Here is a 23,436-nt window from a genome sequence, read left to right as displayed (position 1 = left end):
ATGGACATCATCATCCAGATGGGGTTCCCGGGGTACTTCCTCGTGGTCGCCGACTTCATCATGTGGGCCAAGAACAACGGCATCGCGGTCGGCCCGGGGCGCGGTTCGGCCGCCGGTTCTCTCGTCTCGTACGCCATGGGCGTCACCGACCTCGACCCCATCGAACACGGGCTCATCTTCGAGCGGTTCCTGAATCCGGAGCGGGTCTCGATGCCGGACGTCGACATCGACTTCGACGAGCGCAGGCGCGTCGAGGTGATCCGTTATGTGACGGAGAAGTACGGGGCCGACAAGGTCGCCATGATCGGCACGTACGGAAAGATCAAGGCGAAGAACGCCATCAAGGACGCGGCTCGGGTGCTCGGATATCCGTACGCGACGGGGGACCGTCTCACCAAGGCCATGCCCGCCGATGTGGGCGGCGCCGGGATCGAGTTGGCGGGGATCACCGACCCCGAGCACCCGCGCTACGGCGAGGCGGGCGAGATCCGGGGGATGTACGAGAACGAGCCGGACGTGAAGAAGGTCATCGACACCGCCAAGGGTGTGGAGGGTCTGGTCCGGCAGATGGGTGTGCACGCGGCCGGCGTGATCATGTCCAGCGAGCCGATCGTCGACCACGCGCCGATCTGGGTGCGCCACACCGACGGCGTGACCATCACGCAGTGGGACTACCCCCAGTGCGAGTCGCTCGGCCTGCTCAAGATGGACTTCCTGGGACTCAGGAATCTGACCATCATGGACGACGCCGTGAAAATGGTGCGGTCCAACAAGGGCGAAGAACTCGACCTGTTGGGGATTCCGCTCGACGACGCGAGGACCTTCGAACTGCTCGGGCGCGGTGACACGCTCGGTGTCTTCCAGTTCGACGGCAACGCCATGCGCTCGCTCTTCCGGCTGATGAAACCCGACCAGTTCGAGGACATCACGGCCGTCACCGCGCTCTACCGGCCCGGCCCCATGGCCATGAACTCCCATACCAACTACGCGCTTCGCAAGACGGGACAGCAGGAGATCACGCCGATTCACGCGGAGTTGGAGGAGCCGCTGAGGGAGGTCCTCGGGCTCACCTATGGGCTGGTCGTCTATCAGGAGCAGGTGCAGAAGGCCGCGCAGATCCTCGCGGGATACAGCCTGGGCCAGGCCGACCTGTTGCGGCGGGCAATGGGAAAGAAGAAGAAGGAAGTCCTCGACAAGGAGTTCATTCCGTTCCGGGAGGGGTGCCGGGAGCGCGGGTATTCCGACGAGGCCGTCCAAGCCGTGTGGGACGTTCTGGTCCCGTTCGCGGGCTATGCGTTCAACAAGGCGCATGCCGCCGCGTACGCGCTCGTCTCGTACTGGACCGCCTATCTGAAGGCGAACCACCCCGCCGAATACATGGCGGCCGTGCTGACTTCGGTGCGGGACGACAAGGACAAGTCGGCGGTCTATCTCAACGAGTGCCGCCGCATGGGCATCAAGGTCCTGCCGCCGGATGTGAACGAGTCCGAGGCGAACTTCGCCGCGCAGGGCGACGACGTGATCCTGTTCGGGCTCTCGGCCGTGCGGAACGTCGGGACGAACGTGGTCGAGGCCGTCATCCGGTCCCGGAAGGCGAAGGGGCGTTACTCCTCCTTCCCCGACTACCTGGCGAAGGTCGAGGCCGCCGCCTGCAACAAGCGGACCACGGAGTCGCTGATCAAGGCGGGTGCGTTCGACACGATGGGGCATACGCGCAAGGGCCTCGCCGCGCGGTACGAGCCGATGATCGACAACGTCGTCGCGGTCAAGCGGAAGGAGGCCGAGGGACAGTTCGACCTCTTCGGGGACGGCGGTGGGGGAGAGCGGGGCGGGTCGGCCGAGCCGGGCTTCGGGCTCGACGTGGAGTTCGGCGAGGACGAGTGGGAGAAGACGTATCTGCTCGCCCAGGAGCGGGAGATGCTCGGCCTGTACGTCTCCGACCATCCGCTCTTCGGGATCGAGTACGTGCTCGACGCCGGGGCCGACGCCGCGATCTCCCAGCTGGCCGAGCTCGGTGACGGCGCGGTGCTCACGCTCGGCGGCATCGTCTCCGGGCTCCAGCGCAAGGTGACCAAGCAGGGCAACGCCTGGGCGATCGCCACCGTGGAGGATCTCGCCGGGTCCGTGGACTGCATGTTCTTCCCGGCGACGTATCAGCTCGTCGCCGACCGACTCGTCGAGGACGCCGTGGTGTTCGTCAAGGGGCGCCTCGACAAGCGTGAGGACGTGCCGCGGCTCGTCGCCATGGAGATGCGGGTCCCCGACCTGAGCGGCGTGGGCGCGAACGCGCCCGTCCAGCTCGATCTGCCCCGGGCACAGGTCACGGCGGACGCGGTGCGGCGCCTGAAGGAGGTGCTGCGCGCACACCCGGGGCCGACCGAGGTACGGCTCCGGGTGCGCGGGCGGGCGAGGACGACGGTCTATCGCCTCGGGTACCGGATCGAGGTGGGGCCCGCGTTCTGGGCCGACCTCAAGGCGGCGGTGGTGGTCACCGCCTGACGGTCACCGGTCGATCCGACGGTCACCAGTCGATGCAGGCCCGGGGGACGTAGCCCTGGCGGTTGCTGCCGTACGGGATGCCGTACAGCCACTCGGTGCTCGTCTTGCCGCACAGCGTGTACTTCTGGCCCTTGAAGGACTTGCCGTCGTGGCAGACGAAGCCCTTCTTCTTCTTGTTCCACTGGCCCACGGCGGTGGCGTTCAGCTTCGGGTGGGTACGCAGCTTCACCGTTTCCTTGGCGGGAACGTTGGTGAGGCCCCTGGTGCAGTCGGGCTTCTTCGCGGCGGCCGCGGCGAGCGGTGCCGCGGAGGGGGCGTCCGCGGCGGCGACGCCGGCGGTGAGAGTGGTGCCGACCAGCGCGACGGCGGCGACGGCGGGACCCAACAGCCTGAGTTTCATCGGGTGTTCGTTCTCCCCTGTGGAGTGGTGAAAAGGTCGGGGAAAACGTAGCGGCCCAAGATCACCGAATTGGCCGTCCGTTGCTGTCCGTTGCCGTCCGTTGCATGTCCATTACAGCCGTGACGGCTTCAGGACCATCACAGCCGTGACGACTTCAGCACCATGTGCAGCAGCAGCCGGTCCTCGCCCTCGTCCAGGTCGAGACCGGTCAGCTGCTCCACGCGCGAGAGGCGGTAGTACAGCGTCTGGCGGTGGATGCCGAGCTCCGCGGCCGTGCGGCCCGCCTGGCCCGCGCAGTCCAGGAACACCTCGGCGGTGCGAGCCAGTTCGCGGTGGGTGGGGCCCAGGAGCTGTTGGCCCACCGGGTCGTGCGCGGCCTCCGGGGGCAGGGCGGTCAGGAGGCGGTAGGGGCCCACGTCCGACCACAGGGCGACCGGGCCGAAGCGCCGCTCGGCGAGGGCCGCGCGGGCCGCGCCCGACGCCTCCCACCAGGCGGCGCCCAGGTCCTCCAGGCCGTGCCGCGCCCCGGCGATCCCCGCGGCGGCGCCCGGCGCCGAGTCCAGGAGGCGCGAGGCCGCCGTGTGCGCGGGCGAGAGAGCGTCCGCCGAGCGCAGCCGCACCAGCGCCGCGAGCGACTGCGCGGTCGTGCCCCACGGCACCGTGCACACCGCCGCCGCGCCCGGCACCGTACGGGCCGCGGGGGCGTCGTCCGGGTCCGCAATGGGGTCTCCCCTGCTCGAGCGAAGCCGAGAGCTTGGGGAACGCCACGGGGCCAGGCACACCACCGCGTGCAGGCCCTCGCCGCGGGGGCCGAGCGCCGTGCGCAGGGCGGCCACCGCCATGTCGCGCTGCCAGCCCCGCTCCGCGGTGAGGACCGCGCGGAACTCCCGGGTCAGGTCGGCGCCCGCCTGTGCCTCGTCGGCGAGGAGCGCGCCGATCCTCGTGGCCACCTCCATGGCGGCGGTCAGCTGCTGGTCGCTCGGCCCCGGCTCGTCGTCCAGGAGCCATACGTATCCGAGGGCGAAACCCCGATGGCGTACGGGAAGGCAGATCCGTCCGCGGTAGACGCCGGCCTCCGGCGTGGGCGGGATGCGGACCGGGGCCGTGGCGCGGGTGATGCCGAAGCTCTCGAACCAGGCGCGGACCTCGGCCGTGGAGCGGCGGGTCAGGATCGAGCGGGTCCTGACCGGGTCGAGGACCGTCGCGTCGAAGCCGCTGTCGCCCCCGCCGTCGTGCGCGCCGAAGGCGATGAGCTCGAAATCCCGGTTCTCCAGGGTCGCGGGGGCGCCGAGCAGCGCCGAGATCTCATCGACCAGTTCTTGGTAGTCGCCCTTCACGACGACCATTGTGGCGCAGTTCGCCCCCTTCCTCAGACATCTGTCTGAGATCCAGGGCACGGATGCGTGACAGCTGTCGATGGCTCAGGATCGGAGGGATCCTTAAATTTCACGGTGGTTCTCCGTGCCGTACCGCCGCATTACCCGTATGTAGGGCTATGTCGGTAGGGCACCCGATTTCGTTCTCCCGTGGAGGTGCCCCGTGCTGGGTCCCGTGATCCTCGCCGCGTCACGCAGCGACAAGATGCGCCGTTTCGTCTCGGCGGCCCCCGGCACCAAGCAGGTCGTCGCCCGGTTCATCGCCGGCGAGACCGTCGACCAGGTCGTGCCGATCATCGTCGACGCCGCCGACAAGGGCCTGGAGGTCACCCTCGACGTGGTCGGTGAGGACATCACCACCGTCGAGCAGTCCCACGCCGCCCGCGACGCGTACCTGGAGCTCATCGAGCGTCTGAAGGACCTCGGCCTCGGCACCAAGGCCGAGATGTCCGTGAAGCTGTCGATGTTCGGCCAGGCGCTGGAGAACGGCCACGAGCTCGCCCTCGCCAACGTGCGCCCCGTCGTCGAGGCCGCCGCCGCCATCGGCACCACGGTCACCCTGGACGCCGAGGACCACACCACCCTCGACTCGATGTTCGCCATCCACGAGGAGCTGCGGAAGGACTTCCCGCAGACCGGCTGCGTCATCCAGGCCTACCTCTTCCGCACCGAGGCCGACGCCCGGCGCCTGGCCGAGAACGGCAGCCGCGTGCGCATCGTGAAGGGCGCCTACAAGGAGCCCGCCGAGGTCGCCTTCCAGGACAAGGCCGAGATCGACAAGGCGTACGTCCGGATCCTGCGCATCCTCATGGAAGGCGAGGGGTACCCGATGATCGGGTCCCACGACCCGCGCCTGATCTCCATCGCGCAGGAGCTCGCGCGGCGCGCGGGGCGCAAACTGGACGAGTACGAATTCCAGATGCTGTACGGCATCCGCAGCGACGAGCACCTGCGGCTCGCGGCCGAGGGCCACCGGATGCGCGTCTACACCGCCTACGGCACCGACTGGTACGGCTATTTCATGCGCCGTCTCGCCGAGAAGCCCGCCAACCTGCTCTTCTTCGCCCGCTCCATCCTCACCAAGGACTGAACCAAGGGCTGAGCTCCCAACCCCCTCGACCCTCTTAAGGAGATACGGAACTCATGGACGCTGTGACCCAGGTCCCCGCCCCGGTCAACGAGCCGGTACACGGTTACGCCCCCGGCTCCCCGGAGCGCGCCCGCCTCGAGGCCAAGCTCAAGGAGCTCGCCGAGAACCCCATCGAGCTGCCGATGACCATCGGTGGCGTCAAGCGCCTCGGTGGCGGCGAGCCCTTCCAGGTCGTGCAGCCGCACAACCACAAGGCCGTCATCGGCACCGGCCGCGGCGCCACGCAGCAGGACGCCCAGGACGCGATCGACGCCGCCCTGGCCGCCGCCCCGGCGTGGCGCGCGATGTCCTTCGACGACCGCGCCGCGATCATCCTGCGCGCCGCCGAGCTGCTCTCCACGACGTGGCGCGAGACGCTGGCCGCCTCCACGATGCTCGGCCAGTCGAAGACCGCCCAGCAGGCCGAGATCGACACCCCCTGTGAGCTCGTCGACTTCTGGCGCTTCAACGTGAAGTACGCCCGTGACCTGCTCGCCGAGCAGCCCCCGGCGAACTCCACCGGTGTCTGGAACCGCCTGGACCACCGCCCGCTCGAGGGCTTCGTCTACGCGATCACGCCGTTCAACTTCACGGCCATCGCGGGCAACCTGCCCACCGCCCCGGCCCTGATGGGCAACGTGGTCGTGTGGAAGCCGTCCCCGACGCAGACGCACGCCGCCGTGCTGCTCATGCAGCTCCTGGAGGAGGCGGGTCTGCCCAAGGGCGTCATCAACCTCGTCACCGGCGACGGCATCGCGGTCTCCGAGGTCGCCCTCAACCACCGCGACCTGGCCGGCATCCACTTCACCGGCTCGACCGCGACCTTCCAGCACCTGTGGAAGACGGTCGGCGAGAACATCTCCACGTACCGCACGTACCCGCGTCTGGTCGGCGAGACGGGCGGCAAGGACTTCGTCGTCGCGCACCCCAGCGCCGACCGCGCCGTCCTGAAGACCGCGCTGACCCGCGGCGCCTTCGAGTTCCAGGGCCAGAAGTGCTCCGCCACCTCGCGCGCGTACATCCCGGCCTCCATCTGGAACTCCGGCTTCAAGGAGGAGTTCGCGGCCGAGGTCGACGGCATCAAGATGGGTGACGTCACCGACCTGTCGAACTTCATCGGCGCCGTCATCGACGAGCGCGCGTTCGCCAAGAACAAGGCGGCCATCGACCGCGCGAAGTCGGACGCGTCCTGCACGATCGTCGCCGGTGGCACCTACGACGACTCCGAGGGCTACTTCGTGCGCCCGACCGTCGTCGAGTGCACCGACCCGGAGAACGAGGTCTTCACGACCGAGTACTTCGGCCCGTTCCTTGCCGTGCACGTCTACGAGGACGACAAGTACGAGGAGATGCTGACCCAGATGGAGTCGGCCTCCGACTACGCGCTCACGGGCTCGGTCATCTCGGGCGACCGCGCCGCGGCCGCGTACACGATGGAGAAGCTCCGCTACGCCGCGGGCAACTTCTACATCAACGACAAGTCGACCGGCGCCGTCGTCGGCCAGCAGCCCTTCGGCGGCGGCCGTGCCTCCGGCACCAACGACAAGGCGGGCGCCCCGCAGAACCTGCAGCGCTGGACGCTGACCCGCGCCATCAAGGAGACGCTGGTCCCGCCGACCGAGTACGGCTACCCGCACATGGGCTGACGCCCACCCCAGGGCCGCACGGCCCTCCCTGAACCCCGCCTCCGATCTGGGCCCCACCCCGGTCGGAGGCGGTGTCTTTTTCCGCCGTGTCCTTCCCTGCCTCAGGTCAGGGCGTCGACGACGATCCGGGTGATGTCCTCGGCGATCCGGTCCTCGCCCGGCGTATCCGGGTCGAGGCGGGTCGTGTAGACGGAGAGGACCAGCGGCGCCTGCTGCGGCGGCCAGGCCACGGCGACGTCGTTGACCCCTCCGTAGGCGGGCGATCCGGTCTTGTCACCGACCCGCCAGCCCTTGGGGAGACCGGCCCTGATGCGCTTGTCGCCGGTGGTGTTCTCCAGGAGCCACCGGGTCAACTGGCCGCGGTCGAGCGGGTGGAGGGCGTCGCCGACGATCAGCTTGCGCAGGTTCTCGGTCATGACCGCGGGGGTCGTGGTGTCGCGCCGGTCGCCGGGGATGTTGGTGTTGAGGTCGGTCTCCCACCGGTCGAGGCGGGTGTGAGGGTCGCCGAGCGAGCGCGCGAACTCGGTGATGCCGGACGGGCCGCCGATGCGCCGCATCAGCAGATTCGCGGCCGCGTTGTCGCTGTACGTGATGGTCGCGTCGCACAACTCCCGTACCGTCATGCCGGTTTCGAGGTGCATCTCGGTGCGCGGCGAGTGCTCGACGAGGTCGTCGCGCCCGTACCTGATGAGTACGTCGAGCAGTCCGGGCTCCTGCTCGCGCGCCCTGCGCAGGATCGCCCCGGCGGCCAGGACCTTGAACGTGGAGGCGATGGCGAAGCGTTCGTGCGCGCGGTAGCCGACGGCGGCGCCGGTGCCGGTGTGCAGGGCGTGCACCCCGATGCGCCCGGGGTAGTCCTCCTCGAGCTCGCGCAGCCGGCGCCGGATGCCGGGCGCGGCCTCCGCCGCGTGCGCGGCGGCGGGCATCGAGAGGAGTAACGGCGTCACGGCAGCGGCGCCGAGGAGCGTCCTGCGGGAGGGAGTCGAGTTCATGATCCCGACCGTACCCGCACCGATCACGCGGACGGGAGGCTCAGCGGGCTCCGGGACGCCGCCGTGATCACTTCGTCCAGGACCTCCCGCGCCCGCAGCAGATCCTCCACCTGGCGGTCGATGCGGGCCCGCTCCCGGGCCAGTTCGTCCACCAGCCACGGCGTCGCCGTCTCGGACGGGCCGCCGTCCTTGTCCCGCATGCACGGCAGCAGCTGGTAGATCTTCGTGCTGCACAGGCCCGCCGCGAACAGCTCCTGGATGTGGACGACCCGGTCGACCGCGGCCTCCGGGTAGTCGCGGTGGCCGCCGGGGGTGCGCTCCGCGTGCAGCAGGCCCTGCTTCTCGTAGTAGCGCAGGGACCGCTCGCTCACAGCGGTACGCTTCGCCAGCTCGCCGATCCTCATGCCTCGTGCTCCCTCGTGGTGGTGCCTGTGCTCGAACTCGCACTTGAATCTGACACCTGTGTCAGCTTCTACCGTTCCGGCATGACGAACACCTCGCTTCTCGCCCCGTATTCCGCAGGCCACCTCGGCCGCCTCCCCAACCGCATCGTCATGGCCCCCATGACCCGTGCCCGCGCCGCCGAGGACGGCACCCCCCTGCCCGTCGTCGCCGACCACTACGCCCAGCGTGCGAGCGCCGGACTCATCGTCACCGAGGGCATCTGGCCCAGCAGCCGGGGCCAGAGCGGCTGGCGCTTCCCCGGGCTGCAGACCGCCGCGCACATCGAGGGCTGGCGGCACGTGACCGACGCCGTGCACGCCGCAGGCGGCCGTATCTACGCGCAGTTGATGCACGGCGGCCGCAACGGCCACCCGCTGGCCCGCATCGACGGCGACCTGCCGCTCGCCCCCTCGGCCGTGACCCCGCCAGGGCACGCGCACGGCCCCGACGGCAGCAAGCCCGATTACGTCGCCCCGCGCGAGATGAGCCTCGACGACATCCGCACGGCGGTCCAGGACTTCGTGGACGCCGCCCGCAACGCCATCGAGGCCGGCTTCGACGGCGTCGAACTGCACGGCGCCAACAGCTACTTGATCCACCAGTTCCTCGCCGACAACACCAACCTGCGCGACGACGCGTACGGCAGAGGCTCGGTCGCCGACCGCATCCGCTTCGCCGTCGAGGTCGTGCGCGCCGTCGCCGACGCCATCGGCGCCCGGCGGCTCGGCCTTCGGCTGTCGCCCGGCAACCCGCAGTTCGGCATGTTCGAGGCCGACCCCGGCCCCGTCTACCGCGCGCTGCTCGACGAGATCGACGGACTCGGCCTCGCCTACCTCCACCTCACCGACAACGACGCCTACCCCGCCCTCGCCGACCTGCGCCCCCACTGGCACGGCCTGCTCATCGGCAACGTCGGCGAGAACGGCGACCCGACGACGCGCGAGGCCGGCGAGGCCGTCCTCGCGTCCGGCCGCGCCGACCTCGTCTCGTACGGGCGGGCGTTCATCTCCAATCCCGACCTGCCCGAGCGGTTCGCGGCCGGTGCGCCCCTCCAGGACATCGATGCGGCGCACCTCTACACCCACGGTGCGCGGGGATACACCGACTACCCGTCCCTGGACAGTCTGCTGGTGTCCGCCCAGGCCGCTCAGACCTCCACGAGGACCTGATCCAGCGATTTCCGTACGAGGTCGGGGACCTGGCAGTCAGCGGCCGGATAGCCCACGGGGATCACCGCGAACGCCTTCTCGTTCTCCGGCCTGCCGAGCACCTGGGACAGGAACCGCATGGGGCTCGGCGTGTGGATCAGCGCGGCCAGGCCCGACAGGTGCAGCGCGGACAGCAGCATCCCCACCGCGATGCCGACCGACTCGTCCACGTAGTAGTGCTTGTGCTTGGTGCCGTCCTCGCCCAGCCAGTAGCGCTGCTGGAAGACGACGATCAGCGCGGGCGCGTCCGTCAGATGCGTCTTCACCTCGTCCGTGCCGAGCGGGCGCAGGGCGGCGAGCCACTCCTCGCCGAGCCGTCCGTCGTAGGAGATCCGCTCCTCGTGCTCGGCGGCCTCGCGGATGCGGCGGCGTACCTCGGGGTCCTGGACGAGGACGAACGTCCACGGCTGCTGGTGCGCTCCGGACGGCGCGGTCGCCGCGCACGCGATGGCGTCCCGCACGACCTGCGTGGGCACGGGGTCCGGCGCGAACTGCCGCACCGTGCGCCGCTCGTCCATCCGCGTCCTCAACTCGGCTGCGTGCGCGAGGGATTCGGCCTCGGGCATGCGCTCCGGGCGGTAGGGGACGGAGCGGTAGGGCTCACCGTGGATGGGGGTCCACTCTCGCTGCTGCTGCTGCTGGTTCTCAGGCATGGTCAGATTCTGCGGCGCGATGCCGTGCCCGCGCCATGGTGCAGACCAATTCCGGACCCCCGTCGGCCGGAACGGCCCGGTCAGCTCCACCCCGCCACGATGAGCGAGAGCCCGGCGGCGAAGCCGGTGCCGAGCAGCAGCAGGTACGGCCCGTAGAACCGCCGCATCCGGTGCGCGAGGAAGCCGAAGACGCCGAAGGCGAGCCCCACCGTGAGGGTGCGTGAGCCGCGGGAGAGCGCCGAGTGGGCCAGCCAGTCGGGCGCGGCGACGTCGGCGCGGCCCGCCTCCCGTGCGTACACCTTGAACGGGATGCCGTTCCACGGCTGGTGGCGCACGGCCGCCGCCGACTCGACCGACAGCTCGTGGCGCACCTCCGCCCGCATTCGGTCCGTGGTCAGCGGCTGCGGCAACTGCACGCCCGAAGCCGCCAGTTGAAGGGCGAGCAGACCTCCCGCCAGGCTGCCGGCGAGCGCCGCGAGCGACAGCTTCAGGGCCTGCCGCGGCACCGCGACGCACGCGATCGCGAGGAACAGCTCCGGCATCAGCGGCCAGCTCAGCGCCTCCGCGCACGCCCACGCGAAGCCGAGCGCGAGGCCGAGCCGGGAGCCCGCGACCGCGGCGAAACGCTTGCGCACGGCGGAGTCGGCGAGCGGCTCGGACGTCGTACGCAGATGCAGTGCCGCCACCGCGTCGCGGGCCTCGTCCGGCGTGACCGACGCGGGCAGCGGCTCGCCGATGGCGACCCGCACCAGGGCGGGGCGGAGCCGTCCGTGCTTGGGCAGCAGCCGGTCCGTGCCCGCGATGGCGACCGGCACCACCGGCACGCGCGCGTGCTCGGCGAGCACGAGGGCGCCGCGGTGGAAGGACCCCAGCTCGCCGTCCCGCGCACGGGTGCCCTCGGGGAACAGGACCACGGCACGGCCCGCGCGCAGGCCGTCCGCCCTGGACAGCAGGTCGTCCATGCCGCCGCCGGTGCGGCGCACGGGGAAGCCCGCGGCCAGACGGCTGCAGATCCGCCTGCGCCACGGCGAGGCGAACCAGTAGTCGGCGGCCGCGCCGATCGCGGGGGCGTGCCGGGCGTCGATGGCGGCGAGCAGGGCCGCGGTGTCCGCGTGGGAGGAGTGGTTGGCCACGACCACGCAGCCGCCTCGCGGCAGGCGGCCGCGCCGGGTCACACCTCCGGTGAGGGTGAGCAGGGTCCACCAGAGAGCACGACGGAGGGCCGCTGACACGGGGCTCCGCCCGGGACCCCGGTCCTCGGACGCCGGACGGGCTGGATCTGTTGACCGAAGACCCACCGCTCTCACCACGTCACCACCATCGTCAGCAACAGCGCCACCAGCAACGAATCGATCCGGTCGAGCAGGCCGCCGAACCCCGGCAGCCAGCTCCCCGCGTCCTTCACGCCCGCCTCACGCTTGACCATCGACTCCAGGAGGTCACCGAGGACACAGCCGACGAGCACCGTCCCCCACAGGGCGAGGGAGAACGCGCCGACCGCGGCCAGCGCGGCGGCCGTCGCCGCGGCGGCTCCCGCGACACCCGCCCATGTCTTGTTCGGCGACAGCGGGGACAGCGCGCGGGACAGCGGCCCCTTGCGGCCGAGCGCCGTGCCGCCGCACCACGCGCCCACGTCCCCGAACGCCACCGCGACGCCGACCGCCACCGCCGTCTCGCCGAGCAGGACGAGGCCGCTCAGCGAGATGGGTATCCACAGGAGGCCGAAGACCGTGCGGCACGCGCGCGTGAAGCCCTGCGAGGCATCTCCGGAGAACAGCGCCACCGCCGCCGCGGCGATCAACAGGGCCCCGGCCGCCCGCAGATCGAGGGCGCCCGGAGCCGCCCACGCGAGGCCGGGCACAGCCACCGCCGCGCCGCCGAGCACCGCGCGCTCGCCCCGGGGCAGCGCCGCCATCCGCGCGTACTCGCCGACCGCGACCACACCGAGCCCCGCCGCGAGCGCGAACGCCCCCGCACGCCCCACGAAGAACGCCCCGAGGAACAGCGGCGCGGCCAGCGCCCAGGTCCGCCACCGCTTGCGCAGCTCGGCCCGCATCCGTACCCGGGAGGGCAGCGCCGCCACCGCGACCCCGCCCGCGCCGAGCACCCCGGCGACCACGGGCACGGCACGCCCCGCGACCTCCCCGGCGACGAACACCGCGGTCATCGCGTTTCACCGATGGCGGACGCGGTGCCCAGTTCCCGCCACAGACGCGCGAGGCGCAGGCCCGCGGTGACCGCGGAACCCGCCGCGATCACCGCGAGCACCGGCACGACCCACCCGGAAGCGGCCGCCACCACGACCAGCGCGCAGCGCTCCGTCTTGCCGACAGGCCCGCCGTTCAGACGCCCGGCGCCCGCCGCCGCGCCCGCGAGCGACACCCAGGACGGCAGCGTCGCCGCGAGCCCCGCCGTTGCCACCAGCCACAGCGGGGCCAGCGGCAGGAAGCCCGCGAGGACGATCAAGTCGGCCGCGCGGTCGCCCAGTTCGTTGAGGAGCGCGCCCCTGCGCGTCGTACGGCCGGTGTCACGGGCGAGCGCCCCGTCGAGGTTCGCGAACGCCAGGCGCGCGGCGAGCAGCACCGCGACCAGCGGCGCGGACACCCCGAAGGGCAGCAGGCCGAGGGCGGCGGCAGCGCCCGCCGCGCACACCACGCCGGTCGCCGTGAGGGTGTCGGGCGACACCTCGCGACGGACCAGCGCGGCACGCAGGCCGGACAACTTGTCCGCGTACCAGGGCTTGAGAGCGTAGAGGCCGTTCATGGGACCGACTCTGCCGCCGGGCGGCCGCGGGCAAATCGGTGTGCGTACTCAGATCGCGGCTGAGTACGGTAGGTCCGTGAACACCCTGCGTACGGCCCACACCAGCGCTCTGACGGCGGCCGAACTGCGCGCCGCCCGCACCCTCCTGGACGAGGCCTTCGACGGCGACTTCAGCGACAAGGACTGGGACCACGGCCTCGGCGGCGTCCACGCCCTCGTCCACGACACCGCGGGCACCCTGCTCGCGCACGGTTCCGTGGTGCAGCGCCGCGTCCTGCACAACGGCCGTTCCCTGCGCGTCGGTTACGTCGAAGCGGTCGCCGTCCGTCCCGACCGCCAACGGCAGGGCATCGGCGGGCGCGTGATGGGCGCGCTGGAGCGGGTCGTCGACGGGGCGTACGACCTCGGCGCGCTGTCGGCGTCGGCCGAGGGCGAGCGGATGTACCTGGGGCGCGGCTGGGTGGAGTGGAAGGGTGCGGTCGGCACGCTCGGTCCCACCGGCGTGATCCACATGCCGGAGGAGGACCCGCCGCTCCTGTGGGGCGCGGACCTCGACCCCTCGTACGAGCTGCTCTTCGATTGGCGCGACGGGGACATCCTGTGACGCCGCGGCTTCCCGGAGCGCGACGCGAGCGCCCCACCAGGCCGGTCCTGCCGCCCGGTGACGACTGGCCGCAGACACCAGCACCTTAGCAACTCCTGTTTGCCCGGGGTGAGTTGTCCCGGCGACTGCGGCCGGTGGTCGACGGGGCCTTCTAGGGTGTGGCCCGCGTCACGCGACCCGGCGACCTCGTGCGGGGGCGCGGAGCGCGTCACAGTGGCCGACCGCAGAAGGAGTCCCCATGAACGTGTACGACCTGACGGGGCGCAAGGCGCTGGTGACGGGGGGAGCGCAAGGGCTCGGGGAGGGGATGGCCGAGGCGCTCGTCCGCGCGGGCGCCGCCGTCGTCATCGGCGACGTCAAGGAGGAGGCGGGCCGCGCGGTCGCCGAGGCGTTGCAGAAGGCGGGCGGTACGGCCCGGTTCGTTCCGCTCGACGTGACCGACGAGGCGAGCTGGGAGTCGGCCTGCGCCCGCGCCGTGGACGAGCTGGGCGGACTGGACGTCGTCGTCAACAACGCCGGCGTCGAGATCTCCGGCCTGGTCGCCGACCTCGACCCGAGCGATCTCCGCAGGATGCTCGACGTCAATGTGCTGGGCGTCGCGCTCGGCACCAAGCACGCCTTCCGGGTGATGCGTCCCGGCGGCGCGGACGGCCGGGGCGGCGCGGTCGTCAACGTCTCGTCGGTGGCCGCGACGATCCCCTTCCCCGGGATCGCGGGCTACTCCGCGACGAAGTCCGCGGTCGACCGGCTGACCCGGGTGGCCGCCCTGGAGTCCGGCAAGCTGGGCTACGGCGTGCGGGTCAACTGCGTCTATCCGGGCCTGGTCCCCACGGAGATGGGAGCCCGCGTCGCCCAGGACATGGCGACCCTGGGCCTGTGGCCGAGCGCGGAGGCCGCCGTGGGGGACGTCATCGGCCTGACCCCGCTCGGGCGGCTCGGCGAGGTGGCCGACATGGCCGACGCGGTGGTCTTCCTCGCCTCCGACGCCGCCCGGTTCATCACCGGCGCGGGGCTTCCGGTCGACGGCGGCATGGGCATGTGAGGGAAGTCCCGCCGGATGGAGCGCCTTTGAGGGTCCCGTGCGCGACGGATATGTCAAAGACCCCTGTACGCCGTTGTGTCGTGCTCTAAAATCCCGAAGGTGCCTCTGGCGGAAAAGAGTCGGAATACTCGGAATACTCGGAATGCAGAGTCGAAATTCTGGCGAACAGGGTCGGCAGAGACGGCAGGGTCGGCACAGTGATGATGACTTCCCAGGAAAACGTTCGGTGCCCCATGCCGCATGCGGGAGCGGCTTCCATGGACATGCCCCTCAGGTTCTCCTCGGAACTCACCGGTGGTGGTGTGAGTGTTCTCTGCTGCGTACTGCTGACCCTCGTGATCGGCGTGGCCACGGTGAAGCTGCGGCGCCAGGCCGGCGCGCTCGACTCCCTGCGGACCCTGACGCAGACCCTGCAGGAAGGGATGCTGCGGCCGCTCCCCAGTCGGGTCGGCGGGCTGCGCACGGAGGTCCGCTATCTGGCCGCCCAGCCCGGTGCCCAGGTCGGCGGAGACATCTACGACGTCGTCAGCACACCGTTCGGGGTGCGCCTGCTCGTGGGGGACGTCATGGGCAAGGGCATGCCCGCGGTCGGCACCGCCATGGACACCCTCGGCGCTTTCCGTGAACTGGTCCAGTGCGAGGCCCGGTTGTCGATGGTGGCTCAGCGCATGGACGCGGCCCTGGCACGCAGAGGGAGCGGCGAGGGCTTCGTCACCGCGCTGCTCTTCGGTCTCGCGGACGGCGAAAGCAGTGCCGAACTGGTCTGCTGCGGCCACCCGCCGCCCCTGCTGATCCGTGGGCGCCGCGCCACCTTCGCGGACGCCCTGCCGCCGTCCCCGCCGCTCGGTCTGTTCGGGCTCCAGGACGAGTGGTGCCGGTCGAGCGCGGTGCCGCTGAGCGCGGGCGACCGGCTGTTGCTCTACACCGACGGCGTCACCGAGGCACGGGACGGCAAGGGGGAGTTCTACCCCCTCGCGGAGCGGACCGTGTCCCTCTATGCCGAGGACCCCGGAGCGTTCCTCGACGCCCTCTCCGCCGACCTGATGCGCCATGCGAAAGGGAATCTGAAAGACGATGCCGCCCTCTTGCTGGTCGATTACGGAGATATTCGAGCAAGCGACGGTCAAGTCCGGTCGCAGGGCGGGAATTTGATCCACCGCGCTGACAGGAAGTCGACGAGCGGTGCGCGGCGGATACGATAGCCGTCACTCCGCTCACCCTTTCTGATCCGTTCTCGGATCTTTCGATCCGAATGCGAACGGATCGGCGTCAGAAGTGTTCCAGAAGTGTTTGAGAAGTGTTCCGCACCGCGCGAGACGAGGCGAACCGTGGTCGATCACCTGCCTCCGGAGAACACCCCCTTCATCGGCCGCCGCCATGAACTCTCCGAGCTGCGACAGCTGTGCACCCGCTCCCGGGCGGTGACCGTGACCGGGCTCGGCGGGATCGGGAAGACCCGCATCGCCCTGCGTGCCGCCACCGACGTGGGGGACGGATTCGCCGACGGCGCCTGGTTCGTCGAGCTGTCCGGACTCCAGGACGGCGAGCTGCTGGTGCACGCGGTCGCCACGGCTCTGCGCGCCACCGATCACACGACCCGGCCGCAGCGCGAGGTGCTGGCCGAGCACCTCGCCGACAAACACCTGCTGCTCGTTCTCGACACCTGCGAACACCTCGTCGAGGCCTGCGAGGAACTCGCCGTGCTGCTGCTGGGGGCGGCACCCCGGCTGCACCTCCTCGCCACCAGCCGGCAGCCCCTCGGCATTCCGGGCGAACAACTCCTCGCCGTCGAGCCGATGCCCGTCACGGCCGACGCGGTGCAGCTCTTCGCGCAGCGGGCCCGTGAGGTCCGCCCCGGGTTCGCGCTCACCGCCCACAACAGGCCGACGGTGGAACGAATCTGCGGCCGCCTCGACGGCATCCCGCTCGCCATCGAACTCGCCGCCGGGCGCCTGCGGAGCGAATCGCCCGAGGAGCTCCTGGCCGTCCTCGACGACCGCTTCCGGCTCGTCCTCGACGAGCCGGGACACACCAGCCGGCACAGCACGCTGCGGACGACCATCGGTTGGAGCCACGAACTCTGCCCGCCGCCCGAGCGATTGCTCTGGGCCCGCCTCTCCGTCTTCGCGGGGAGTTTCACCCGCGAGGCCGCGAAGGAGGTGTGCGCCGACGACGTCCTCGACCGCGCGGGGATCGACCGCCTGCTCACCGGTCTCGCCGACAAATCCCTGCTCGTACGGGAACACGGCGTCGGCGGCGAACGCCTCCGGCAACTCGACACCGTCCGCGACTACGGCGCCGAATGGCTGCGACGGCTCGGCGAGGAGCTGCCCGGACGCGTCCGCCACCTCGCCTGGTGCCAGGACTTCGCCGAGCGGGGCGAGGCGTCCTGGTTCGGGCCCGGCCAGGCCGACGTCTTCCACGCCACGCGGCGCGAGCACGGACAGCTCTTCGCCGCACTCGACTTCGCCCTCGCGATGCCGGGCCAGGAGCGGGCCGGAGCACGCCTCGCCGGGACGCTCTGGTTCTACTGGGTCGGCTGCGGCCTCCTCGGCGACGGCCGCTACTGGCTCGACCGCGCTCTCGCCGCGGCCCCCGACCTCAGCCGCGAACGGCTCAAGGCGCTCTGGGTGGGCGGCTACGTCGCCATCCTCCAGGGAGACACGCGGGCCGCGGCGGCCATGCTCACCGACTGCCGGTCCGGAGCCCTGCGCATCGACGACGACACGGCGTACGCGTACTCCACCCACCGCCTGGGCTGCGCCGCGCTGGTGCGTGACGAACACACCAGCGCGGAGCGGTACTTCAAGGCCTCCCTGACCAGCTACGCCGACCTCGGCGAACTCAACAGCAACGTCATGATGGCCCGCATCGAGCTGGCCATGGCGCTCGCGTTCCAGGGCGACCTGGAAGCGGCCGTCCGCATCTGCCGGGAGGCCCGGGCCACCTGCGAGGCGCACGGCGAGCGCTGGGCCAAGGCCTACGCCCTCTATGTCCTGGCCTTCGCCGCCTGGGCCGCGGGCCGGGGCGAGGAGGCGGCGCGGCTGGCCCGAGAGTGCCTGGAGATCAACTACGAGTTCCGTGACCTCGTCGGGGTCGTGCTGCCCGTCGAGGTCATCGCCCTGCTGCGAGCGTCGGGAGGCCACTGCGAGCAGGCCGCCGTGCTGCAGGGCGCGGCCCGGCGGATCTGGGACCGGGTGGGTCTGCCCCTCTTCGGCTCCGCCTACTTCAACGCACCGCACGACACGGCCGTCGGCCTCGCCCGCGAGGGTCTCGGCGACCGGGGGTACGAGGCGGCGTTCGCGCGGGGCATGAGCCTCGGCCTGGACGACGTGGTCGCCTCGGTCCTGGAGGAGGCGCACGAGCCGCTGCGGACCCGTTGACCGCCAGAACCCCGCTAGCTCCCCGCGCCGCTCGCGCGGACGATCATCTTGCCCCGGTTCTCGCCCCGCAGCATCCCCAGGAACGCGTCCACGATGTGGTCGAACCCCTCCACCACCGTCTCGTCGAGCCCGACCCGCCCGCTCTGCAGGTGCGGCACCACGAACTCGTACAACTCCTCCTGCACATCACGGTGGTTGCTCACGAGGAAGCCCTCCATCCGCAGGCTCTTCTCGACGATGTCGGGCAGGTTGCGCAGCGCGTACGGCGCGCCCGTGGCGTTGTACTGGGCGAGGGTGCCGATCCGTACGATCCGCCCGTACTCGCGCAAGCTGGAGATCGCCGCCTCCAGGTGCTCGCCGCCGACGTTGTCCATGTAGACGTCGATCCCGTCGGGCGCCGCCTTCGCGAGGAGGTCGGCCGTGGGGCCCGCGTGGTAGTCGAAGACCTCGTCGTAGCCGATGTGTTCGGTCAGGTACGCCGCCTTCGCCGCCGTGCCCGCGCTGCCGACGAGCCGTCCGGCGCCCATGAGGCGCGCGAGCCGCCCGGTCGCCGTGCCGACGCCGCCGGCCGCGGCGGAGACGAACAGGTCCTGCCCCTCGCGGAGTTCGGCGACGCGGGTCAGGCCCACGTACGCGGTCAGGCCGGTGCCGCCGAGGATGCTCAGGTGCGCGGAGAGCGGTACGCCCTCGAAGCGGGGGACGGGGCGGGCCTCTTCGGGGGTGACCACTGTGTGCGTGCGCCAGCCCTGGCGGTGGAAGACGATCTCGCCCTCGGCGAGGGCGGGGGTGCGGGACGCGACGACGCGGCCCAGCGTGCGGCCCTCCAAGGGGGCGTGCAGCGCGAAGTCGCCGTCCATCATTTCGCGGTGGTAGGGGTCGACGGACCAGTAGAGGTTCTCGACGAGGGCGGTGCCCGGCGCGGGCTCGGGCACCGCCGACTCGACGAAGGCGAAGTGGTCGGCGGTCGGGAAGCCGTGGGGGCGGGCGGTCTGGTGGACGGTGAGTGCGGTGGCGTCGCTGTTCATGGCGGTGACAGTAGGAAGGAATGCGCGGCCGGGGGAGAGGGTTGCGCTCATGGAACGGCCCGACCCATGAGGGCCTCTCATAGAAGCAGGTGAGCCCCCTGAGCGCGTCCGTGAAACAGGTGAGCCCTCCGCGCGAGTCCGTCGCCACGTCCGTCGCCACGGCCTCGCTCCCCGCCGACCTCGCCCCGCACGAGCTCCGCATTCTCGTCGCCGTCGATGGCGAGCGCGGCTTCACCGCGGCGGCGCGGGCGCTCGGGCTCACCCAGTCCGCCGTCTCCCACTCGATCCGCGGCACCGAGCGCAAGATAGGCGCCGTCCTCTTCGAGAGGGGCCGCAAGGGCGCGACGCCGACCCCCGCGGGCGCCGCCGCTGCCGCCCACGCCCGGCGCGTGCTGCGGCTCCTGGACACCCTCGTGGCGGAGGCCCGCGGCGCCGAGAGCGGCGAGGTCGCGGGCCCGCTGTGCATCGCCGCCTTCCGCAGCGCGGCCCTGCACCTGCTCCCTGCCGCCCTCGACCGGCTCACCGCGCGCCATCCCGGCATCGAGCCGGAGGTCCGCGTGGTGCGCGAGATCGGCGCGGGCACGGCGGGCGAGGTCGCCGAGGGCCGCGCCGACGTGGGCATCGCGACGATCGGCGGGACCTCGCCGGTGCCCGCCGGGCTCATCGGCGACGTACTCCTCGAAGAGCCCTACTCGCTGGTGCACCCGGTGGGGCACCCCGACCCGCGGTCGCTGCCCCTGGTGGACTGGCACGAGAACTGCGGCTCGTACACCAGGGACTGGTGGCACCGGCAGGACTGGATCCCCAGGGCGACCGTCCTGACCGAGGACGACGGAGCGGTGCTCTCGATGGTGGGCAATGGTCACGGGATGGCGATCATGCCCGCCCTCTCCCTGACCGGAGCACCGGACACCGTGGAGATCACTGATCTCGGAACGGAGCGCCCGAAGCGCTCCGTCGGCTATGTCACCACCCCTGAGCTGGCCTCTTCCCTTGTCGTGCGGGCGCTGATCCGCGAGCTGAGAGCGGTGCGCGGGTGAAGCCCGTCTCAGATAGTAGGAAGTCCGAGTAATTGTGGAGACAGACGCTCCGTCCTCCCTTAGCTTTGTAGGAGCCGAACGTCTCGCTCGATCAAGCGAATGGCGGTCGTGAGCCGGAGCCCCACGCAGGCGAACCCTGCGGCTCCGCCGCTCCCCGCCCTTTCCGGCGTCTCGAATGCACGCTCTTCCCTCAAGGAGTGGATCTCCCATGGCCGAGACGACCGCCCGCCGAGTCCGTCACATCTCCCGCACGAGCGACGCCGAGCGCAAGAACGCCGCCGCGGCCCTCCAGCGAGCCCTCGACCGCAGGGACAACGGCGGCGAAACGGGGCACTGAGCCCCAGCAGGTCACTGAGCCCCGACAGGTCACCGAGTCCCGCGTACGACTTCGAAGTGGTCGATGCGCTCGCCGCTCTCGGCGAGCGCGGAGACCGTCATCTTCGGGTGCGCGCCGACCGTCACCTCCACCGCGAGGAACGAGAAGCCGGTGTACCGCACCCGTGACCACTCGACGGTGTCCGGGGCGGGCACCCGCGACTTCGTCCAGTGGAAGCTCACGATGTGGTCGCGGTCGTGGACGTTGCCCTCGTAACTGTCCTCGACCCCCGGACCGAAGCCGTAGAGGTCCTTGCCCGCGCCGCCCGCGGTGACGTACACGATGCCGTCGCGCGTCGGATCGGTCGACGCGCCGACCGGCACGGGCTTGCCGACCTCGCCGCCCTTGACGGCGTCCGTCCGCTCGTACACGTGGTTGTGGCCGTTGACGACCAGGTCCACCTGGTGCCTGGTGAACAGCTCAAGCCACGCGTCGCGCACCCCGCCGTCGGAGGCGTGTGTCGACGTCGAGTACACGCAGTGGTGGAAGAAGACGACGACGAAGTCGATGTCCTCGTCCGCCCGCAGTTCGCGCAGCCGCCGGTCGAGCCAGGCGGTCTGCTTCCCGTCCGTGTAGCCCTTGTTGGCGGGTATCTCGTACGAGACGTCGTTGGCGTCGAGCGCGACGACACCGACGTTCCCGTACCGGAACGAGTAGACGCCCGGCGCCTTCGCCGGGTCGAAGCCGTTCTCGGGCAGCGACCAGCGTGCGGACTGACCGCCGTAGCCGTTCGGCGAGTACCACGCCTCCATGTCGTGGTTGCCGGTCGTCACCATCCACGGCACCGACTTCGCGACCGACTCCGTCTGCGCGAGGAAGGTGTCCCACACGCGCGCGTCGTAGGTGTCCGACTCCTTGCCGTGCCCGGTGCTGTCCGCGTAGCAGATGTCACCGGCGTGCAGATGGAAGGACGGGTTCTGGCCCAGGATCACCTGGTCGTTGGCGAGCGCGTGATGGCTGACGCCTTGGTCGCCGAAGGCCGTGAAGACGAACGTCTCCGGCCTCGCGGGCGCGGTCCTGAACGACCCGATCGTCGCCATCCGCTCGGCGGACGCAGGGTCGAAGCCGTCGTGGCCGACGCCGTAGTAGTACGTCGTGCCCGGCTCCAGGCCGTCGAGGGCCGCGTGCAGGTAGTACTGCTCGACCGCGGGGAGCTTCTTCGACAGCGCGGGGGTGTGCAGGTCGCGCACCTCCGCCTCGATCTTCCGGCTCAGCTCCCAGGGCTTCAACCCCACCCGTACATAAGGGGACTTGACCGCGAACGGCACCTGCCAGGAGATCCGCATCTGCGTCTTGGGGTCGGCGCCGAAGGCGAGATGCCGCCCGAAGGGCGCGACCAGCTTGCCGTCGACCCGGACCGGTGCGGGCGGCGCGGCCAGGGGGTGCGCCGCCGAAGCGCCCTCGCCGCTCGCGGTGCCCGAACTGCCGGCGAGCAGGCTCACCCCGCCCACCGCCCCGGCCGTCGCGAACGAACTGGCGAGCACCTTGCGGCGGGAGAACTTCCTGCGCAGGTACTCGTGCTGCTCGGGCATGCTCATCCGGTTCGCGAGCCGCTCCGGGATGCCGACATCGGGAGTGTCCATGTCCACCGAACTTCCCAGCGGATCCCAACTCCCGCCAGGCCCCGAGGTGAAGAGAGGGTGTCCAAGTGATGGCGTGCGCGATGGTGTGCGCACGGGGCGACCCGGGGTGTCCGCATGTCGGACACCCCGTGTCATCCCGTGGGACGGAGAGTAGGGTGCAGCCATGTCGGCAAGCTCTCGCATCCTCAATCTCGCAGTCATCCCCGGAGACGGCATCGGCCAAGAGGTCGTGGCCCAGGGGCTCAAGGTCCTCAATGCCGTGCTCCCGCAGGACGTGAAGCTGGAGACGAAGGAGTTCGACTTCGGCGCGAAGCGGTACCACGCCACCGGTGAGACCCTCACCGACGCCGACGTCGAGGTCCTCAAGCAGCACGACGCGATCCTCCTCGGCGCGATCGGCGACCCCTCGGTCCCGTCCGGCGTCCTGGAGCGCGGCTTCCTGCTGAAGCTCCGCTTCCTCTTCGACCACCACGTCAACCTGCGGCCCTCGAAGCTGCTTCCGGGCGTCGCGACCCCTCTCAAGGGCCAGCCCGAGATCGACTTCGTCGTCGTACGCGAAGGAACCGAGGGCCCCTACACGGGCAACGGCGGCTCGATCCGCACCGGCACCCCGCACGAGGTGGCCACCGAGGTCTCCGTGAACACGGCCTTCGGTGTGGAGCGCGTGGTCCGCGACGCGTTCGCCCGCGCCCAGGCCCGCCCGCGCAAGAAGCTGACGCTGGTCCACAAGAACAACGTCCTCGCGTACGCGGGTCACCTCTGGACGAACGTCTTCAACAAGGTGTCCAAGGAGTTCCCCGAGGTCACCACCGACTACATCCACGTCGACGCCGCGACGATCTACCTCGTCACCGACCCCGGCCGCTTCGACGTGATCGTCACCGACAACCTCTTCGGCGACATCATCACCGACCTCGCCGCGGCCGTCTCCGGCGGCATCGGCGTCGCGGCCTCCGGCAACATCAACCCGAGCCGCGAGTTCCCGTCCATGTTCGAGCCGGTGCACGGCTCGGCGCCGGACATCGCGGGCCAGGGCAAGGCCGACCCGTCGGCCACCGTCCTGTCCGTCGCCCTCCTGCTGCGCCACCTCGGGTACGAGGCCGAGGCCGCCCGCATCGAGGAGGCCGTCTCCGCGGACCTGGCCGAGCGCGGCGACACCGTGCGCAGCACCGAGCAGATCGGCGACGCGCTCGCCGTACGAGTAGCGGGCTGACCCGGTCGCTCGTACGTACGGACACAAGCCGCCGGGTCCCGCAAGACACCCGGCGGCTTC

21 protein-coding genes are annotated in these 23,436 nt (G+C 71.0%); 11 read left to right on the top strand and 10 right to left on the bottom strand.

Features of this window, described 5'->3' with window-relative positions:
- Positions 1 to 2,499, top strand: a 2,499-nt coding sequence (gene dnaE / locus AB0B50_RS36285) for a DNA polymerase III subunit alpha (RefSeq protein ID WP_362340083.1), incomplete at its 5' end; no start/stop codon positions are given.
- A gap of 22 nt (positions 2,500 to 2,521) precedes the next feature.
- Here the strand turns inward: dnaE and AB0B50_RS36280 are convergent.
- Both AB0B50_RS36280 and AB0B50_RS36275 read right to left on the bottom strand, forming a co-directional pair.
- Positions 2,522 to 2,899, bottom strand: a complete 378-nt coding sequence (locus AB0B50_RS36280; RefSeq protein ID WP_362340082.1) for a hypothetical protein — start codon at positions 2,897 to 2,899, stop codon at positions 2,522 to 2,524.
- A gap of 137 nt (positions 2,900 to 3,036) precedes the next feature.
- Entirely contained in the window at positions 3,037 to 4,236 is a 1,200-nt protein-coding gene (locus AB0B50_RS36275; protein ID WP_362340081.1) for a helix-turn-helix domain-containing protein, read from the bottom strand.
- A gap of 202 nt (positions 4,237 to 4,438) precedes the next feature.
- Here AB0B50_RS36275 and AB0B50_RS36270 point away from each other — a divergent pair, with 202 nt between their 5' ends.
- Together AB0B50_RS36270 and pruA are read left to right on the top strand one after the other, a co-directional pair.
- Entirely contained in the window at positions 4,439 to 5,365 is a 927-nt protein-coding gene (locus AB0B50_RS36270) for a proline dehydrogenase family protein (protein ID WP_362340080.1), read from the top strand.
- A gap of 53 nt (positions 5,366 to 5,418) precedes the next feature.
- A complete protein-coding gene (gene pruA / locus AB0B50_RS36265; RefSeq protein WP_362340079.1) occupies positions 5,419 to 7,050 on the top strand; it encodes an L-glutamate gamma-semialdehyde dehydrogenase in 1,632 nt (543 codons plus the stop codon).
- Positions 7,051 to 7,151: 101 nt separating this feature from the next.
- Here the strand turns inward: pruA and bla are convergent, their stop codons facing one another.
- Positions 7,152 to 8,042 carry a class A beta-lactamase gene (gene bla, locus AB0B50_RS36260; RefSeq protein WP_362340078.1) on the bottom strand — a complete coding sequence of 297 codons (891 nt, stop codon included), beginning with the start codon at positions 8,040 to 8,042 and terminating at the stop codon, positions 7,152 to 7,154.
- 23 nt (positions 8,043 to 8,065) lie between these two features.
- Positions 8,066 to 8,446 (bottom strand): MerR family transcriptional regulator, encoded by a 381-nt coding sequence (locus AB0B50_RS36255; RefSeq protein ID WP_362340077.1) that lies wholly within the window; start codon positions 8,444 to 8,446, stop codon positions 8,066 to 8,068.
- 81 nt (positions 8,447 to 8,527) lie between these two features.
- Here AB0B50_RS36255 and AB0B50_RS36250 point away from each other — a divergent pair, with 81 nt between their 5' ends.
- Positions 8,528 to 9,655: an alkene reductase gene (locus tag AB0B50_RS36250; RefSeq protein ID WP_362340076.1), complete on the top strand. Its 1,128-nt coding sequence runs from the start codon at positions 8,528 to 8,530 to the stop codon at positions 9,653 to 9,655.
- Here AB0B50_RS36250 and AB0B50_RS36245 read toward each other — a convergent pair.
- From AB0B50_RS36245 to AB0B50_RS36230, 4 genes are all read right to left on the bottom strand, one after another.
- The gene (locus AB0B50_RS36245) at positions 9,634 to 10,347 is read right to left on the bottom strand and encodes a nitroreductase family protein (RefSeq protein WP_362340075.1); all 714 of its coding nucleotides are present in this window, start codon (positions 10,345 to 10,347) and stop codon (positions 9,634 to 9,636) included. The two genes, AB0B50_RS36250 and AB0B50_RS36245, sit on opposite strands and share 22 nt — an antisense overlap.
- An 80-nt stretch (positions 10,348 to 10,427) precedes the next feature.
- Positions 10,428 to 11,579 (bottom strand): lysophospholipid acyltransferase family protein, encoded by a 1,152-nt coding sequence (locus tag AB0B50_RS36240; protein WP_362340074.1) that lies wholly within the window; start codon positions 11,577 to 11,579, stop codon positions 10,428 to 10,430.
- 71 nt (positions 11,580 to 11,650) lie between these two features.
- Entirely contained in the window at positions 11,651 to 12,514 is an 864-nt protein-coding gene (locus tag AB0B50_RS36235) for a phosphatidate cytidylyltransferase (RefSeq protein ID WP_362340073.1), read from the bottom strand.
- Complete coding sequence (locus AB0B50_RS36230) at positions 12,511 to 13,110, bottom strand: CDP-alcohol phosphatidyltransferase family protein (RefSeq protein WP_362340072.1); 600 nt, start codon at positions 13,108 to 13,110, stop codon at positions 12,511 to 12,513. The genes AB0B50_RS36235 and AB0B50_RS36230 overlap by 4 nt, the downstream gene beginning before the upstream one ends.
- A 76-nt stretch (positions 13,111 to 13,186) precedes the next feature.
- Between AB0B50_RS36230 and AB0B50_RS36225 the strand changes: the two genes are divergently transcribed.
- From AB0B50_RS36225 to AB0B50_RS36210, 4 genes are all read left to right on the top strand, one after another.
- Entirely contained in the window at positions 13,187 to 13,714 is a 528-nt protein-coding gene (locus AB0B50_RS36225) for a GNAT family N-acetyltransferase (RefSeq protein ID WP_362340071.1), read from the top strand.
- Positions 13,715 to 13,952: 238 nt separating this feature from the next.
- Complete coding sequence (locus AB0B50_RS36220) at positions 13,953 to 14,756, top strand: SDR family oxidoreductase (protein ID WP_362340070.1); 804 nt, start codon at positions 13,953 to 13,955, stop codon at positions 14,754 to 14,756.
- Positions 14,757 to 15,013: 257 nt separating this feature from the next.
- Positions 15,014 to 15,958: a PP2C family protein-serine/threonine phosphatase gene (locus AB0B50_RS36215; RefSeq protein ID WP_362340069.1), complete on the top strand. Its 945-nt coding sequence runs from the start codon at positions 15,014 to 15,016 to the stop codon at positions 15,956 to 15,958.
- Positions 15,959 to 16,084: 126 nt separating this feature from the next.
- On the top strand, positions 16,085 to 18,139 hold the full coding sequence (locus AB0B50_RS36210) for a tetratricopeptide repeat protein (RefSeq protein ID WP_362340068.1): 2,055 nt from the start codon (positions 16,085 to 16,087) through the stop codon (positions 18,137 to 18,139).
- Between the two features lie 14 nt (positions 18,140 to 18,153).
- Here AB0B50_RS36210 and AB0B50_RS36205 read toward each other — a convergent pair whose 3' ends face one another.
- Positions 18,154 to 19,164: an NADP-dependent oxidoreductase gene (locus AB0B50_RS36205; protein WP_362340067.1), complete on the bottom strand. Its 1,011-nt coding sequence runs from the start codon at positions 19,162 to 19,164 to the stop codon at positions 18,154 to 18,156.
- Between the two features lie 119 nt (positions 19,165 to 19,283).
- Here AB0B50_RS36205 and AB0B50_RS36200 point away from each other — a divergent pair, with 119 nt between their 5' ends.
- Together AB0B50_RS36200 and AB0B50_RS36195 are read left to right on the top strand one after the other, a co-directional pair.
- Entirely contained in the window at positions 19,284 to 20,204 is a 921-nt protein-coding gene (locus tag AB0B50_RS36200; protein ID WP_362340091.1) for a LysR family transcriptional regulator, read from the top strand.
- 208 nt (positions 20,205 to 20,412) lie between these two features.
- Complete coding sequence (locus AB0B50_RS36195; RefSeq protein WP_362340066.1) at positions 20,413 to 20,541, top strand: hypothetical protein; 129 nt, start codon at positions 20,413 to 20,415, stop codon at positions 20,539 to 20,541.
- A gap of 29 nt (positions 20,542 to 20,570) precedes the next feature.
- Here AB0B50_RS36195 and AB0B50_RS36190 read toward each other — a convergent pair whose 3' ends face one another.
- The gene (locus AB0B50_RS36190; RefSeq protein WP_362340065.1) at positions 20,571 to 22,163 is read right to left on the bottom strand and encodes a metallophosphoesterase family protein; all 1,593 of its coding nucleotides are present in this window, start codon (positions 22,161 to 22,163) and stop codon (positions 20,571 to 20,573) included.
- 163 nt (positions 22,164 to 22,326) lie between these two features.
- Between AB0B50_RS36190 and AB0B50_RS36185 the strand changes: the two genes are divergently transcribed.
- Positions 22,327 to 23,376 carry a 3-isopropylmalate dehydrogenase gene (locus AB0B50_RS36185; RefSeq protein ID WP_362340064.1) on the top strand — a complete coding sequence of 350 codons (1,050 nt, stop codon included), beginning with the start codon at positions 22,327 to 22,329 and terminating at the stop codon, positions 23,374 to 23,376.
- Positions 23,377 to 23,436: the final 60 nt, after the last annotated feature.

The organism is Streptomyces sp. NPDC041068, assembly GCF_040647455.1.
Lineage (GTDB): Bacteria > Actinomycetota > Actinomycetes > Streptomycetales > Streptomycetaceae > Streptomyces.
Note: the sequence above shows the minus strand (reverse complement) of the source record. Positions and strands in the feature narration are given on the sequence as shown.

Bases quoted from the DNA above. Each gene is read 5' to 3' on its own strand.
- AB0B50_RS36280 (WP_362340082.1), bottom strand. From the start codon at position 2,899: ATGAAACTCAGGCTGTTGGGTCCCGCCGTCGCCGCCGTCGCGCTGGTC.
- pruA (WP_362340079.1), top strand. From the start codon at position 5,419: ATGGACGCTGTGACCCAGGTCCCCGCCCCGGTCAACGAGCCGGTACAC.
- bla (WP_362340078.1), bottom strand. From the start codon at position 8,042: ATGAACTCGACTCCCTCCCGCAGGACGCTCCTCGGCGCCGCTGCCGTG.
- AB0B50_RS36255 (WP_362340077.1), bottom strand. From the start codon at position 8,446: ATGAGGATCGGCGAGCTGGCGAAGCGTACCGCTGTGAGCGAGCGGTCC.
- AB0B50_RS36250 (WP_362340076.1), top strand. From the start codon at position 8,528: ATGACGAACACCTCGCTTCTCGCCCCGTATTCCGCAGGCCACCTCGGC.
- AB0B50_RS36245 (WP_362340075.1), bottom strand. From the start codon at position 10,347: ATGCCTGAGAACCAGCAGCAGCAGCAGCGAGAGTGGACCCCCATCCAC.
- AB0B50_RS36235 (WP_362340073.1), bottom strand. From the start codon at position 12,514: ATGACCGCGGTGTTCGTCGCCGGGGAGGTCGCGGGGCGTGCCGTGCCC.
- AB0B50_RS36230 (WP_362340072.1), bottom strand. From the start codon at position 13,110: ATGAACGGCCTCTACGCTCTCAAGCCCTGGTACGCGGACAAGTTGTCC.
- AB0B50_RS36220 (WP_362340070.1), top strand. From the start codon at position 13,953: ATGAACGTGTACGACCTGACGGGGCGCAAGGCGCTGGTGACGGGGGGA.
- AB0B50_RS36215 (WP_362340069.1), top strand. From the start codon at position 15,014: ATGGACATGCCCCTCAGGTTCTCCTCGGAACTCACCGGTGGTGGTGTG.
- AB0B50_RS36205 (WP_362340067.1), bottom strand. From the start codon at position 19,164: ATGAACAGCGACGCCACCGCACTCACCGTCCACCAGACCGCCCGCCCC.
- AB0B50_RS36195 (WP_362340066.1), top strand. From the start codon at position 20,413: ATGGCCGAGACGACCGCCCGCCGAGTCCGTCACATCTCCCGCACGAGC.
- AB0B50_RS36190 (WP_362340065.1), bottom strand. From the start codon at position 22,163: ATGGACACTCCCGATGTCGGCATCCCGGAGCGGCTCGCGAACCGGATG.
- AB0B50_RS36185 (WP_362340064.1), top strand. From the start codon at position 22,327: ATGTCGGCAAGCTCTCGCATCCTCAATCTCGCAGTCATCCCCGGAGAC.